14 protein-coding genes are annotated in these 13,466 nt (G+C 71.3%); 9 read left to right on the forward strand and 5 right to left on the reverse strand.

What is annotated here, in order from left to right; all coding sequences use genetic code 11:
* Window positions 1–251: 251 nt before the first annotated feature.
* Together OG241_RS03645 and OG241_RS03650 are read right to left on the reverse strand one after the other, a co-directional pair.
* Complete coding sequence (locus OG241_RS03645) at window positions 252–755, reverse strand: hypothetical protein (protein WP_405813628.1); 504 nt, start codon at window positions 753–755, stop codon at window positions 252–254.
* Window positions 752–1,423, reverse strand: coding sequence for an SDR family NAD(P)-dependent oxidoreductase (locus OG241_RS03650; RefSeq protein ID WP_405813629.1), 672 nt, complete (start codon window positions 1,421–1,423; stop codon window positions 752–754). Before OG241_RS03650 ends, OG241_RS03645 begins: the two co-directional genes overlap by 4 nt.
* A gap of 148 nt (window positions 1,424–1,571) precedes the next feature.
* Between OG241_RS03650 and OG241_RS03655 the strand changes: the two genes are divergently transcribed.
* Window positions 1,572–2,264 carry a TetR/AcrR family transcriptional regulator gene (locus OG241_RS03655; RefSeq protein ID WP_405813630.1) on the forward strand — a complete coding sequence of 231 codons (693 nt, stop codon included), beginning with the start codon at window positions 1,572–1,574 and terminating at the stop codon, window positions 2,262–2,264.
* A 284-nt stretch (window positions 2,265–2,548) separates the two neighbouring features.
* On the opposite strand, the gene OG241_RS03660 is transcribed toward OG241_RS03655, so the two are convergent.
* On the reverse strand, window positions 2,549–3,208 hold the full coding sequence (locus OG241_RS03660) for a hypothetical protein (protein ID WP_405813631.1): 660 nt from the start codon (window positions 3,206–3,208) through the stop codon (window positions 2,549–2,551).
* Between the two features lie 111 nt (window positions 3,209–3,319).
* On the opposite strand from OG241_RS03660, the gene mftR reads away from it, so the two are divergent.
* Window positions 3,320–3,976 (forward strand): mycofactocin system transcriptional regulator, encoded by a 657-nt coding sequence (mftR, locus tag OG241_RS03665; RefSeq protein WP_405813632.1) that lies wholly within the window; start codon window positions 3,320–3,322, stop codon window positions 3,974–3,976.
* An 11-nt stretch (window positions 3,977–3,987) separates the two neighbouring features.
* Here mftR and mftG read toward each other — a convergent pair whose 3' ends face one another.
* The gene (mftG, locus tag OG241_RS03670) at window positions 3,988–5,550 is read right to left on the reverse strand and encodes a mycofactocin system GMC family oxidoreductase MftG (protein ID WP_405813633.1); all 1,563 of its coding nucleotides are present in this window, start codon (window positions 5,548–5,550) and stop codon (window positions 3,988–3,990) included.
* A gap of 113 nt (window positions 5,551–5,663) precedes the next feature.
* On the opposite strand from mftG, the gene mftA reads away from it, so the two are divergent.
* The 7 genes from mftA to OG241_RS03705 all read left to right on the forward strand — a co-directional run bounded on the left by mftA (window position 5,664) and on the right by OG241_RS03705 (window position 12,126).
* Complete coding sequence (gene mftA, locus OG241_RS03675; RefSeq protein WP_266586864.1) at window positions 5,664–5,813, forward strand: mycofactocin precursor MftA; 150 nt, start codon at window positions 5,664–5,666, stop codon at window positions 5,811–5,813.
* Window positions 5,814–5,829: 16 nt separating this feature from the next.
* Entirely contained in the window at window positions 5,830–6,120 is a 291-nt protein-coding gene (gene mftB, locus OG241_RS03680) for a mycofactocin biosynthesis chaperone MftB (protein ID WP_266586862.1), read from the forward strand.
* A complete protein-coding gene (gene mftC, locus OG241_RS03685; protein ID WP_405626197.1) occupies window positions 6,117–7,367 on the forward strand; it encodes a mycofactocin radical SAM maturase in 1,251 nt (416 codons plus the stop codon). Before mftB ends, mftC begins: the two co-directional genes overlap by 4 nt.
* Window positions 7,368–7,370: 3 nt before the next feature.
* Entirely contained in the window at window positions 7,371–8,573 is a 1,203-nt protein-coding gene (gene mftD, locus OG241_RS03690) for a pre-mycofactocin synthase MftD (protein WP_405547507.1), read from the forward strand.
* Window positions 8,570–9,337, forward strand: coding sequence for a mycofactocin biosynthesis peptidyl-dipeptidase MftE (gene mftE / locus OG241_RS03695; protein ID WP_405813634.1), 768 nt, complete (start codon window positions 8,570–8,572; stop codon window positions 9,335–9,337). Before mftD ends, mftE begins: the two co-directional genes overlap by 4 nt.
* The gene (gene mftF, locus OG241_RS03700) at window positions 9,334–10,728 is read left to right on the forward strand and encodes a mycofactocin biosynthesis glycosyltransferase MftF (RefSeq protein ID WP_405813635.1); all 1,395 of its coding nucleotides are present in this window, start codon (window positions 9,334–9,336) and stop codon (window positions 10,726–10,728) included. Before mftE ends, mftF begins: the two co-directional genes overlap by 4 nt.
* Before the next feature lie 132 nt (window positions 10,729–10,860).
* Window positions 10,861–12,126 carry a cytochrome P450 gene (locus OG241_RS03705; RefSeq protein WP_405813636.1) on the forward strand — a complete coding sequence of 422 codons (1,266 nt, stop codon included), beginning with the start codon at window positions 10,861–10,863 and terminating at the stop codon, window positions 12,124–12,126.
* Window positions 12,127–12,439: 313 nt separating this feature from the next.
* Here the strand turns inward: OG241_RS03705 and OG241_RS03710 are convergent, their stop codons facing one another.
* The gene (locus OG241_RS03710; protein WP_405813638.1) at window positions 12,440–13,231 is read right to left on the reverse strand and encodes a TetR/AcrR family transcriptional regulator; all 792 of its coding nucleotides are present in this window, start codon (window positions 13,229–13,231) and stop codon (window positions 12,440–12,442) included.
* Window positions 13,232–13,466 lie beyond the last annotated feature (235 nt).

The following is a 13,466-nucleotide window of genomic DNA, read 5'->3' on the forward strand; positions in this document are numbered from 1 at the left end:
TTTCCGGCCCCGCCCGGGTGAGCGTCACGCCGCGCGGCCGGCCTTGAGGGTCCTGGCGACGTTGGCGATCCGCTTGCCCTGGTAGGCGCCAGAGACGCGGGCCGTGCTGTCGACGGGGATCTCTCCCTTGGCACCGGTCACGTGCGAGGTTCCGCAGGGGTTGCCGTCGGTGAACTTGACGGGGTTGGTGAAGCCGGGGGGGGGGGGGCTTTCCCCGGGCCGGGCGATGTGCAACCGGCGCTTCACAAGTGCTACCGGCCCGGCCGCTCGGGCTCCATCCGGAAGCAGACGAAGCGGGTCTTCGCGGCGGCCGTGCGCAGCTCGTCGTCGGTGGGCTGCCGGTCGCCCGGGAGGCCGAGCATCAGCCCCTTGGCGGCCTTGGGTCCTTTGCGCCGGCCGAACTCACCCAGCAGGGCGGCGACTTCGTCAGGGTCCTCGACGACCGTCGGGACGGCGCCGTGGTCCTGGCCCCGGATGCGCAGCCGGACGGCGGACCCTTCGCGCATGCTGGGGATCCAGCCGAGCTGGGAGGACATGGCGAGCACCGTGCCGGGATCCCAGTCGAAGTAGCCGATGGGGACCGTGAATTCGCGGCCCGTCCTGTGCCCCTTGTAGGTGAGCAGCATCAGGCGTCCGCTCAGCGGCTTGTGGAAGCGGGAGGCGAGCAGCGGCCATACGACCTTGTTGGCGGCTCGGAAGATCTTCACCCTGGGTGGCGTGGCCGTGTTCGCCGCGGGCGTGCCGGAGGTGTTCACCGGGTGCCTCCGGGGGCGGTGTGGACGATCTCGGCCTGGTCGCGTTTGGTGTAGGCGTCCCAGTAGTGCTCGGCGATGGTCTCGGGTTCGGTGCCGGGGCCGCTGCCGATGTACACGCCGATGGCCACGTGTGCGGTGTGCACTCCGTGCTCGGCGAGGTCGATGCCCAGGGCGATGGCGTAGTTGCGCAGGGCCGCCGCCGCGACGCCGATGCTGCCGAACGCGCCGCCGCTGGGCCGGATGGAGGAGGCGCCCGTGGAGAACAGCAGGGTGCCGCTGCCGCGTTCGAGCATGGCGGGCAGCACCTGACGGACCGCGGCGACCGCTCCGTAGAGGTAGTAGTCGAGCTGCTTGTGGAGGTCCTGCGCGGTGGCGTCGACGGCGGCGGCGCCGGCGAACGTGGGGTCGGCGGGTGAGTACTCCAGTACGTCGAGGGCCCCGAACCGGTCGGCGACCGCGGCGAGCGCCGACTGCAGCGAGTCGGGACGCGTCACGTCCGCGGCGAAGCCCGCGGCCTCGATGCCCTCCTCGGCGAGCTGTGCGGCGAGCGCGTCGAGCTTGTCCTTCGTCCGGGCGACCAGGGCGACCTGGAAACCCTCCTTTCCGAAGCGGCGGGCGATGGACAGGCCCAGTCCGGGGCCTGCTCCGATGACGGCGATGACGGGCATGGGTGGTGCTCCTGTGGTCGGACGGACTGAATGGATGAGGCGCACCCTTTGCCGTGGCAGCGGCCAGGACTGAAAGTCGAGGGCGGCCTCATGTTCTGGAGCGTAGCAGAGAATATGAGGCTGCCCTCCGGTTGATAGGCTGAGGGGCATGGCCATCGACCGTCCGTCCGCCTCCGCCGAAAACCCGGCCCCTGTCCGCCCCCTGCGGCGCGACGCGCAGCGCAATCGCGAGTCCCTGCTCACCGCGGCCCGCTCCTGCTTCGCCGAGCAGGGCCTGGAAGCATCCCTGGAGCAGGTGGCCAAGCGGGCCGGGGTGGCCATCGGCACGCTGTACCGGCACTTCCCCACCCGGCTGAACCTGGTGCAGGCGACCTTCGCCGAGAAGCTGACCCTCTGGCGGGAGGCCGCCGAGAAGGCCGTCACCATGGACGACGCCTGGGCGGGGCTGTGCCACTTCCTGGAGACCATGTGCGAACTCCAGTCACAGGACCGGGGGTTCAACGACCTGGCCTCCATACGACTGCCGGAGAGCGCCTGCCTGGCGGGCACCCAGACCCGCATCCGCGAACTCGGCGTACACATCGTCGAGCGTGCCCAGGAACAGGGCAGCCTGCGCCCCGACCTCACCCCCCAGGACCTCGCCTTCGTCATCTGGTCGCACAGCCGCGTCACCGAGGCCACCCACGCCATCGCCCCAAACGCCTGGCGCCGCCACCTCTACCTCCTGCTCGACGGCTTCCGAACCGACCGCGCCCACCCACTGCCGGCACCGCCGCTCACCGGGGAGCAGCTGTACCGCGCCATGATCACCCTCGGCGGAAACGGGGCCTGCGGCACCTGACCATCGGCACGCGTCGTCGTCTCAAGGCGCCGCGGGGAGCCCCCGCCTGGCGACCAGGCCGAGCCGGCACGCCCCTCCGTCCCCGCGACGCAGAGTTCGCGCAGGCGTTCGGTGACCTCCGCGTGCACCGGCGACACGGCGTGCGTCTCGAAGGCCACCTCCTCGGCGAAGCGTTCGCACATCCAGACCACGTCCGGGTCCTCGCTGCTGACATGCATCAGGCAAAGCAACGTGCCCGTCTCCATCTCCACCTGCCCGCCATGGGCTGCAGGGCGGCGATGAGCTCATCGCAACGTCCCGGTTCCGCGACGAGCTCGGCGAGGTGCCCCTTGACCGCGGCGGACGCCACGACGATCTGACGCCCTCGTCGCGCCGGCCGTGCCTGTGCTCGGCCTGCAGACCGCGATGCCGTCCATCAAGGTCGTACCGAAGGAGGACAGTCCACGGCAGGGATTCCTCGAGGTCCTCATGTCGTCGGTGTTGGCGTCGGCTCCGCCGAGGACGACGGCGGTCCGTCCGTCCCGGCTGACGCCGGCGCCCGGCTGCGGCGGCACGACCTCGCCGATCCGGCAGTCGGCGCCCAGTTCCCGGGTGACTTCGGCGATCACCTTCCGCACGGACGCGTCGGTGACCTTGTGCCCCTTCGAGCTGACGACCACCTGGATCGCCGACGAGGCGTTCTGGCCGAAGTGCTCCTGCGCCAGCTCGCGCACCAGCACCGACTCCGAGCCGTTGCTCTGCCGGCCCGCCCCCGACAGCACTGAGGTGACCTGCGGAGCGAAGGCACCGAGCACACCCACCACGAGCAGCCAGCAGATCAGTACGTGCCCGAAGTGCCCGGCGGTCCAGGCACCGAGCCGGCCCAGCGGTCCCGGTCGGCCCGGCGGCGGGGCGTCCGGCGCGCGCTTCGGCGCCTGGGATGATGTGTGGTGCGCAGCGGACACCCGCAGAGGAGGAAGGGCTCTGCGGCTCCGGTCCAAGGCCGGTAGGTTCGAAGGCGGAGTGGTAGACGCTCCGGGTCGGCCGTACCGCCCCGTTCCCCGGAAGGAGTCCCCGTGAAGTCACCGCCCGGCGACGCGACGGTCACGGTCGAGCCGGCCAGGACCGGAAGGCCGCGCGTGACCTCGCGGGCCGAGCTGGAGCGGATCGGGTTCGAGCTGTTCGCCCGTCAGGGCTTCGACGACACCACGGTGGACGACATCGCCGCGGCCGCGGGCATCGGCCGCCGTACCTTCTTCCGCTACTTCTCCTCCAAGAACGACCTGGTCTGGGGCGACTTCGAGGAACACCTGCTCAGGCTGCGCGAGCTGCTGGCGGCGACTTCCACGGACGCGCCGCTGGTCGACGCGCTCCGCGAGGCGGTCGTCGAGTTCAACAGCTTCGATCCCGTGGAGGTGCCCTGGCACCGGCAGCGCATGGAGCTCATCCTGCGGGTGCCCACGCTGCAGGCGGATTCGACCCTCCGCTATGCCTCGTGGCGGGCCGTCGTCATGGAGTTCGTCGCGGCACGCACGGGCCTGCCCCCGACGGACATGGTGCCCCGGCTGGCCGGCTACGCCCTCCTCGCGGCGGCCATGGCGGCGTACGAGCACTGGCTGAGCGAGCCCGGAACCGAACTGTCGTGTCTGCTCGGCCGGACCATCGAGCAGGTGGGCGCGGGCCTCGGCACGGTGCAGACGGCCCCTCCCCCGCCCCGCGACGCCGCCTGCTGATCTCGCCCCCGTCAGTCCGGGCCGTGCCGCATCGCACGGGCCACGAACTCCCCGATGAGGACCGCGGTGGCCGCCGGGCCACGCAGCGGAGCCGTGGGCAGGATCGAGGTGTCCGCCACCCGGAGCCCGCTCAGCCCGTACAGCCTGCCGTAGCCGTCGACGGCCGCTCGGGCATCGTCCGCCGGGCCCATGGGGACCGTTCCGCACGTGTGCTGAGCCGTGCCGAGCCCGGCCCGGATCCAGCGGTCGAGCCGACGGTCGTCGTCGAGGGTCGTGGCGTCCGGGTCCGCCAGGCCCGACGCCACCTCGCCGAAGGCCGCGGTGCCGAGCAGGGCCGCGGTGACGCGGACGGCTTCACGCATACGGCGCCGGTCGCCGGCCGTGCGCAGATAGCCGTAGTCGATGTCCAGTGGGTCCGCCGCGTCCGCCGACCTCGTTCGCAGGCGGCCGCTCGTGCGGGGCGTCTGTACGGAGACCAGGAACGCCAGCGGGGCACCCGCCACGCTCGTGCGTCCGGTGGTCAGGCCGGCCATCGGGACGAGTGACTGCAGGATCTCCAGGTCGCCCGGGTGCGCGCCGTCGGACGAGGACACGTGCAGGGCGCCTCCGAGCCAGGATCCCACGGGGTCGGCCACGTCACCGCGGGGCGCCCACTCCAGCACCACCTGGGGGTGATCGCTGAACCGCGCTCCGACCGCGGGGGCGTCCAGCACGACGGGGATGCCCGCCCGCGTCAGCGCCGCACCCGGGCCGATTCCCGACCGGTGCAGCAGGTGCGCGGAGGCGAAGGCTCCCGCACAGAGCACGACCTCGCCGGCCTCCAGTACCTCGAACCCACCGTCGTGTTCGACGACGACTCCGCTCGCCCGGCCATCGCGGACGACGACCCGGTGAACCGGACAGTCGCCCGTCACCGTGAGGTTGGGCCGGCCGAGGGCGCCCAGGAGATGGCTGATGCCGGTGTTGACCCGCAGACCGTCCACCGTGTTCGTGGGAACCGGGCCGAAGCCCGGAACGTCCTGCGCGTTCTTGTCGGGCTCGTGCGGCAGGCCCAGTTCGCGGGCGGCGTCACAGAACGCCGCGGCGGCCGGATGCCTCAGGTCCGTGCGCCGGATCCGTACCGGTCCCCGGTCTCCGTGCACGGCGTCGGCGCCGTGGTCCAGGTCGGTCTCCAGGCCGCGAAGCAACGGCAGCATGCGGTCGTACGACCAGTCCGCCCCGCCCGCGGCCGCCCAGCGGGCGAAGTCCTCGCGCCGGGCCCGTACGAAATAGCCTCCGTTCACGGTGGTGGAACCGCCGAGTACCCGCCCCCGCGGTACCGAGTAGGGCCGGTCCGGGGTGAGGCGGACCGGGTGGTGCGAGACCGCGGCGCACTGCGCCTGCGCACCGGGGACGAGCCGGGCGTCCAGCAACTGCGGTGGGAAGTCCGACAGTTGACGCGGCACCGGTCCGGCCTCCAGCAGCAGTACCGAGCGGCCGGGGTCCTCGCTCAGCCGCGCCGCCAGCGCGGCACCGCTGGCGCCGGCCCCCACCACGACGACATCGGGGCGCCGACCAGGGCCGTTCCTCGGCATGACGCACGACCCTTCCGTTTTGACACCGGGTGCCATTAGCCTCACGGTACAGGAACCCGCGGCACCGGGACCGTCCGGTCGACCGGATCGCCGCGGCCGTCGAGGAGGTTCGCATGAGCCCGCTCCACTCCCTGCCCCCGCAGGCCGCCCCTGTTGCCGACGCCGAGTCCGGCGCCGGGGACGTTTTGGCCCCCGAGTCGCTCATCGAGGAGGACGACCTCATCGAGGAGGTCTCGATCGACGGCATGTGCGGCGTCTACTAGGCGAACGGGGACCAGCGTGCCCACCGTGAACGCCGACATGGACATCGACCGCGCCTGGGACCTGCATCCGCAGGTCTCGGTGCGGCCGGAACCCTTCGGCGCGCTGCTGTACCACTTCGGCACCCGCCGGCTGTCGTTCGTCAAGGACCTCCGCCTGCTCGCCGTCCTGCGGGCCCTGCCGCACGTGCCCACCGCCCGCGCCGCCTGCGCGCAAGCCGGTGTCGGCGCCGCCGAACTCCCCCGCTTCACCACGGCCCTGACCGCCCTGGCCCGGTCGTCCATGGTCGTCGAAAGGACCGCCCCATGACCTCACCGGCACTACCCGCCCACGGCACCCGGCTGGTCGACCTGTTCGAGTACGGCCTCGCCGCGCCGATCTGCCTGACCTGGGAACTCACCTACGCCTGCAACCTGTCCTGCGCGCACTGCCTGTCCAGCTCCGGACGGCGCGACCCGCGCGAGCTGAGCACGAGCGAGGCGAAGGCCGTCATCGACGAGCTGGAGGCCATGCAGGTCTTCTACGTCAACATCGGCGGCGGCGAACCCACCGTCCGCCCCGACTTCTGGGACCTCCTGGACTACGCCACCAGCCACCACGTCGGCGTGAAGTTCTCCACCAACGGCGTCCGCATCACCCCCGAGGCGGCCCGCCGGCTGGCCCGCAACGACTACGTCGACGTACAGATCTCCCTCGACGGGGCGACCCCGGAGGTCAACGACGCGGTGCGCGGGGCCGGTTCGTACGCCACCGCGCTTCGGGCCATGGAGAACCTCGCCGCGGCCGGGATGAAGAACTTCAAGCTCTCCGTCGTGTGCACCCGGCACAACATCCCCCAGCTGGACGCCTTCAAGGCACTCGCCGACCGCTACGGCGCCCAGCTGCGGCTCACCCGGCTGCGCCCGTCCGGCCGCGGCGCCGATGTCTGGGACGACCTGCGCCCGTCCCGGGAGCAGCAGCGCCTGCTGTACGACTGGCTGCTGGCACACGGCGAGTCGGTGCTGACCGGTGACTCGTTCTTCCACCTGTCCGCCTACGGTCAGGCACTGCCCGGCCTCAACCTGTGCGGCGCCGGCCGGGTGGTGTGCCTGGTCGACCCGGTCGGGGACGTGTACGCGTGCCCCTTCGCGATCCACGACGAGTTCCTCGCCGGGAACGTGCGCGATCCCGGCGGCTTCACCGAGGTGTGGCGGGAGTCCGCGCTGTTCCGCGACCTGCGTTCGCCTCAGACCGGCGGAGCCTGCGCCTCCTGCGGGTTCTACGACACGTGCAAGGGCGGCTGCATGGCCGCCAAATTCTTCACCGGGCTGCCGCTGGACGGCCCCGACCCCGAATGCGTCCAGGGCTACGGCGAGGATCTGCTGGCCGAACGCCCGGCGGACCGGGCCCTCCTGCCGCGCCCCTCCCAGGACCACTCCCGGCGACGGCCGGTCGACCTGCCGCTGCCGGCCCGTCGCGCGGACCTGGAACGACCTCCCGTCAGCGACTGCGCCCAGGACCCCTTGGCCGGACTGCGGCTCGCCCAGACTCCGTCACCCCAGCACGAGAAGAGTTGACGCATGGCCCACAACCCCTGGTTCGAGACGGTCGCCGAGGCCCAGCGCCGGGCGAAAAAACGCCTGCCCAGCAGCGTCTACGGAGCACTCGTCGCCGGCTCCGAGAGCGGCCGTACGATCGACGACAACGCCGCGGCCTTCGTCGATCTCGGCTTCGCCCCTCACGTCGTGGGCCATCACGCCGAACGCAACCTGACCACGACCGTCCTCGGCGTCGAGACGGCGTTCCCCGTGCTGATCTCTCCCACCGGTGTGCAGGCCGTCCACCCGGAAGGAGAGGTCGCCGTGGCACGGGCCGCGGCGAACCGGGGCGTCATCATGGGGCTGAGCTCCTTCGCGAGCAAACCGGTGGAGGAGGTCGTCGCGGCCAACACCGACACCTTCTTCCAGCTGTACTGGAGCGGCACCCGGGACAGCATGGTGCAGCGTATGGACAGGGCCAGGTCCGCCGGCGCCAAAGCGCTCATCGCCACCCTCGACTGGTCCTTCTCCCACGGCCGCGACTGGGGAAGCCCGCAGATCCCCGACAAGCTCGACGTGAGGACCATGGCGAAGTTCGCTCCCGACGTGCTGCCCCACCCCCGGTGGCTGTGGACGTACCTGCGCTCCGGCCGGCTTCCCGACCTCACGGTCCCCAACCTCCGCCCCCCGCGCGGCGAAGCACCCACCTTCTTCGGCGCCTACGGCGAGTGGATGCAGACCACCCCGCCCACCTGGGAGGACGTCGCCTGGCTCCGCAAAGAATGGGGCGGGCCCTTCCTGCTCAAGGGCGTGACCCGGGTGGACGACGCCAAACGGGCCGTCGACGCCGGGGTGGCGGCGATCTCGGTGTCCAACCACGGCGGCAACAACCTGGACACCACCCCCGCCACCGTCCGGGTGCTCCCCTCCGTCGTGGACGCCGTCGGCAATGACATCGAAGTCCTGCTCGACGGCGGCGTCCGGCGCGGCAGCGACGTGGCCAAGGCGCTGGCGCTCGGCGCCCGGGCCGTCCTGATCGGGCGCGCGTACCTGTGGGGCCTGGCGGCGAACGGCCAGGCCGGTGTCGAGAACGTGCTGGACATCCTGCGCGGCGGCCTCGACTCCGCGGTGCTGGGTCTGGGCCGCTCGTCCGTCCACGAGCTGTCCCCCGACGACCTGGTGATTCCTCCCGGGTTCGCCCTGACCCTCGGCGGCACGAGTGCCCCCGCCCCGGTCGCCGGATGACGACGGCACGGCACAACCGGCTCGCGCACCGGGCCTGGCCCACCGTTTCCGCCAAGAGCCTGGTCCTGGTGCCGATCGGCTCGACCGAGCAGCACGGGCCGCATCTGCCGCTGAACACCGACAGCATCATCGCCGAGTCCGTAGCCGGCCGTGCCGCCGAGGAACTCTCCGCCCGTCTCACCCCACCGCCCCTGGTGGCGCCCACGCTCGCCTACGGCGCCAGCGGCGAGCACGCCAGCTTCCCCGGCACCGTCTCCATCGGACATGAGGGCCTGCACGCCGTGATCGTCGAAACCGTGCGCTCACTGTCGCTTTGGGCCGGGCGCATCGTCTTCGTCAACGGCCACGGCGGCAACACCGCCACCCTGGACGCGGCCCTCGGCGCCATGCACGCCGAGGGGCACGCCGTCGCCTGGGCCGGGTGCGGCATCACGGGAGGCGACGCCCACGCCGGCCGGACCGAGACCTCGCTCATGCTGTATCTCGCCCCTGAGGAGGTACGGATCCGCGAAGCCGTCGCCGGCGACACCCGCCCGCTGGATGTCCTGATGCCTCTGCTGACGGCCCATGGCGTCAAAGCCGTCTCGCCGTCGGGCGTGCTCGGCGACCCGGCCGGCGCATCGGCCGACGAGGGCCGCCGGCATGTGCGGACCATGGTGTCCCGGCTCGTCGGCCAGATCACCGCCGCAACGACGGACGAGCGTGGCCGCCTCCTGGACCTTGCGGCCCGCGACCGACCTGGCACGAAGGCGGCGGGGAGATGACGCTGCCTCTCGGATTCGTCGTGGCGCTCGATCGTGACACCCGCGTCCTGGACGACGGCCGCACCCTCCTCGGTGGTTCCCCTCTGCGGCTGCTGCGCCTGACCCGGCGGGCACGTCCACTGCTGACCGGTCGTACGGTCCACGTCCGGGACCGGGCGGGCGCCCTCCTGGCGGACCGGCTCCTGGAGGCGGGTCTCGCGCACCCGGTCGTCCGCGCCCTGCCCCTGCCCGACGACCCCCGGTACACGGTCGTCGTCCCCGTCCGCGACCGCCCGCGCGAGCTCGACCGCCTGCTGGCGAGCATCGGGCCGGACACCCCGGTGATCGTGGTCGACGACGCGTCGACTCACCGCGCTCCGGTCGAGGCGGCCGCCGCACGGCATGGCGCGCGCTTCGTCCCCCTGAGGGTCAACGTCGGTCCCGCCGGAGCCCGTAACGCGGGCCTTCGCCTGGTCGGCACACCATATGTGGTCTTCGTCGACTCCGACGTCGTCCTGCCCAAGGACACGGTCCCGACACTGCTGCGGCACTTCTGCGACCCGCGGGTCGCCCTGGCCGTCCCCCGCGTGACCGCTCTCGAAACACCCGGCTCCGAGACCTGGATCGGACGGTACGAGCGCACACGCTCCTCACTCGACCTGGGCAGCCGTCCCGCCCTGGTACGCCCCGGGACACCCGTCTCCTGGGCCTCCACGGCCTGCGCCGTCGCACGCGTCGACGCCCTGGGCGAGGGCTTCGACGAGCGGCTGAGAATCGGCGAGGACGTCGACATCGGCTGGCGCGCCATCAAGAGCGGCCGGCGGGTGCGCTACGAGCCCTCGGTCCATGCCGCCCACGAGCACCGCGGCCGCCTCGGGGACTGGTTTCGACGCAAGGCCGCCTACGGGACGGGAGCGCACCCGCTCGCCGAACGACACCCCGAGTTCATCGCGCCCGCGGTCCTCGCCCCCTGGAGCGGCGCCTTCGTCCTCGCCCTTGTCGCCCAGCGCCGTTGGTCGCTCCCGGTGGCCGGCGCCGTCGGCGCGACGACCGTCCTGCGCGTCTGCCGGAAACTGGACGGCACGGAGCACCCGGTACGGCTGGCCTGCTCGCTGACGGCCATGGGCGCGCTCGGCGCGCTCGCCCAGACGTCCGCGCTGCTGACCCGGCACTGGTGGCCCCTCACGGTGGCCGGCTGCACGATCTCCCGCCGGGCACGCCGGGCCACCGCGCTGGCCGCGGTGACCGACGTCGCTCTGGAATACCTGCACCAGGGCGCCGCTCTGGATCCACTGAGGTACGGCGTCGCACGCCGCCTCGACGACCTCGCCTACGGCGCCGGTGTGTGGTGGTCCGCCATCAAGGGACGCTCCACTGCGGCTCTGCGGCCTCGGCTGCGGCAGCCGCGGTAACCGCCACCGTTCCCGCCCGGCGAAAACAGTCGTCCCGTCCATTGTGACCGACGACTGGAGTCGTTACCGTAAGCATCACGGGACTTGCAACAGTAAAAGCGTTGCACGGATGCGGGAGCGCAAAGGAGCGACATGGCGCAGACGGAGCAGACCAAGAGCGATGCGGATGAGCGGGATGCGCTGATCGCACAGCGATGCCCCCACAGTGACCTGGTGATGCAGGGCGGCAGGCGCGAACCGCTCGCCGGTTACGCGGAACTGGACTCCCTGCGGGACGCCGGACCGGCACACACGCTCGGCACCGGCCAGATCATCTACACCACCTACGACCTGGTGCAGGAGGTCGCCCAGCGCGCCGACGTGTTCCACAGCAAGTTCTACGATCCGGTGACCGGCAAGGAGGCGGCATTCACCCTCGTGCCGCATCAGATCGACGGCCCGGTCCACGTGAAGTGGCGAAGGCTGCTCGCCTCGTCCTTCTCACCTGGCACCGTCGCCGGCCTGGAAGGCTCCCTCCGCGCGCGCGTCAACGAAATCATCGACGGGTTCATCGACCGCGGTCACTGCGATTTCGCCAAGGAATTCGCGCTCAGGTTCCCGACCAGCATCTTCCTTGAGCACATCATCGGCCTGCCGGTCGAAGAACTGGACAAGTTCATCGCGTGGGAGACCGACATCCTGCACCCGGAGTCGACGGATCGGGCCGAAGCGTACCGGACCTCGGTCCGGGCCCAGACCGAGGTCACCGCATACCTGTCGCAGATCCTGGAGGAGCGCAGGAAGACGCCGGCCGAGGAGCGCGGCTCCGACCTCATCTCGCGCGCCATGGACTGGCAGATCGACGGTGAGCCGATCCCGCACCAGGAGCTGCTCTCCTTCTATCTCCTGCTGTTCCAGGCCGGTCTGGACACCGTCACCGCCTCGCTCGGCTACGGCTTCCACCATCTGGCGAGCCATCCGGCCGACCGGGAGCGGATCGCGGCCGGCCCGTCGGTGATTCCCAACGCGATCGAGGAGTTCCTCCGCGTCTACTCGGTCGTGAACATCGTGCGGACGGCGATGACCGACACCGAAGTGGACGGCTGCCCGGTGAAGAAGGGCCAGCGGTTCATCCTCAGCCTGCCGTCCGGGAACCGCGACGAGCAGCACTTCCCGGACGCCACGACGGTCGACTTCGACCGCACCGACATCTCGCATCTGGCGTTCGGTGCGGGACCCCACCGGTGCCTCGGGTCTCACCTCGCGCGACAGGAGCTGGTGATCGCCTACGAGGAGTGGCACAAGCGCATTCCGGTGTACGAGATCGATCCGGACATCTCGTTCGACGAATCGCGCAGCATGCTGCTGGGGCTGAACAGCCTCCCCCTGCGGTGGGACCCTGCCGCCGTCCGCAGGTAGCGGCCGGCGAGCCGAACCGCGAGGGTCCCGGTTCCCGTCCAGGCAGGGCCCGGGCGCGGTCACGAGCACACTGGGGCCCGGCGGCAGGCTCGTCGCCGCCGGGCGCCGCACCACGCTGGTGACCGCGCCCGGCGAGCGGCTCTGAACCTGCCCGGCCGGCATGTCGCCAAAGCCCCGGCCCAGCCCTTGGCGACATGCATCCCACGAGGACGCGAACGGCCTCATGCGCCTGGGAGACTGTCGGCCGAGCCCTGCGGGAACCGGCCTCGACACGGCCGAACCGGCCCGGTGTCGCAGCGATCCCCGGAAGCCGTCAGGATCCGGCTTTTTTGCGAGCAGGGGCCTTACGAGCGGTCGCCGTGCCCCGCGCGGCCGTCGATCCGCGCGACGTCTTGCGAGGCCGCTGGCTCTGCTCGCTAAGGAGGACCTCGAACCCGCACATCAGGCGCGCAACGCTGAACTCGAAGTCCTCGTCACTCGTCCCGGAGATCGGATGGCGGTCGATCAAGCCGTCCAGGACGGGAAAGTGGAACCAGTCCGTGATGCGACGCTGGCGGGCGGGGTCGGTCATCGGCGCGTTGGCCAGCCGAAGGATGCGCTCGTGGATGATCGAACCGCGGGTGTACACACCGATGGCGTTGCACACCATCATCGCGTTGTCGGGCGTGAAACCGTCCGCGACCAGCTTCGCCACCACGGACTCGAGCAGTTCCATGATGCGGCGGGTCGCCTCACGACTGTATGTGGAGGTGCGGATCAACAGCAGATCGGAGAGGACCGCATCCTCGCGGTGGATCTCGCGCTGCACGCGGAAGTGCGAGGACAGCATGTTCTGCCAGGTGTCATCCGCCCGGACCTCCGGCATCAGCCGCAGGTACTTGTCGACGGCGATGTCCGTCATCGCATTGAGCAGCTCTTCCTTCTTCCGGAAGTACCAGTAGATGCTGGTGACGCCGACACCCAGATGCTCGGCGAGGATCGGCATGCTCAGCTGGTCGAGCGAGGTGCCCCGCGCAACCTCGAAGGCACCCCCGAGGATCTCCTCGGCGTTGATCGAGTTACGCTGACGACGCTTACGCGTCCCGGCGGAATCGGCCTTGGTCACGCTGCTTCTCCTTCTTGTCACCACCCCACCGGCCCGGCCCGAGCGTAGGCCGAGCCCGCGCTCCGAACTGACTGACACGGTACCAGCCAATGCCTCCCGGCATGGCATACGGTAAGGGATTACCGTAACGCTGCCGCGACGGCTGACCGTAGGCCCGGACGTGCCCGTCGCCAGGCCGCGACACCGTCAGCGGCCCTGCAATCCCCGGCCGACGTTCCCGCGCCAGGCGGGCCCC

The sequence above is a fragment of the Streptomyces sp. NBC_01390 genome (genome assembly GCF_045040105.1).
Lineage (GTDB): Bacteria > Actinomycetota > Actinomycetes > Streptomycetales > Streptomycetaceae > Streptomyces.

Coding starts and splice junctions, on each gene's coding strand:
- OG241_RS03650 (WP_405813629.1), bottom strand. CDS start 1,423: ATGCCCGTCATCGCCGTCATCGGAGCAGGCCCCGGACTGGGCCTGTCC.
- OG241_RS03655 (WP_405813630.1), top strand. CDS start 1,572: ATGGCCATCGACCGTCCGTCCGCCTCCGCCGAAAACCCGGCCCCTGTC.
- mftG (WP_405813633.1), bottom strand. CDS start 5,550: ATGCCGAGGAACGGCCCTGGTCGGCGCCCCGATGTCGTCGTGGTGGGG.
- mftA (WP_266586864.1), top strand. CDS start 5,664: ATGAGCCCGCTCCACTCCCTGCCCCCGCAGGCCGCCCCTGTTGCCGAC.
- mftC (WP_405626197.1), top strand. CDS start 6,117: ATGACCTCACCGGCACTACCCGCCCACGGCACCCGGCTGGTCGACCTG.
- mftD (WP_405547507.1), top strand. CDS start 7,371: ATGGCCCACAACCCCTGGTTCGAGACGGTCGCCGAGGCCCAGCGCCGG.
- mftE (WP_405813634.1), top strand. CDS start 8,570: ATGACGACGGCACGGCACAACCGGCTCGCGCACCGGGCCTGGCCCACC.
- mftF (WP_405813635.1), top strand. CDS start 9,334: ATGACGCTGCCTCTCGGATTCGTCGTGGCGCTCGATCGTGACACCCGC.
- OG241_RS03705 (WP_405813636.1), top strand. CDS start 10,861: ATGGCGCAGACGGAGCAGACCAAGAGCGATGCGGATGAGCGGGATGCG.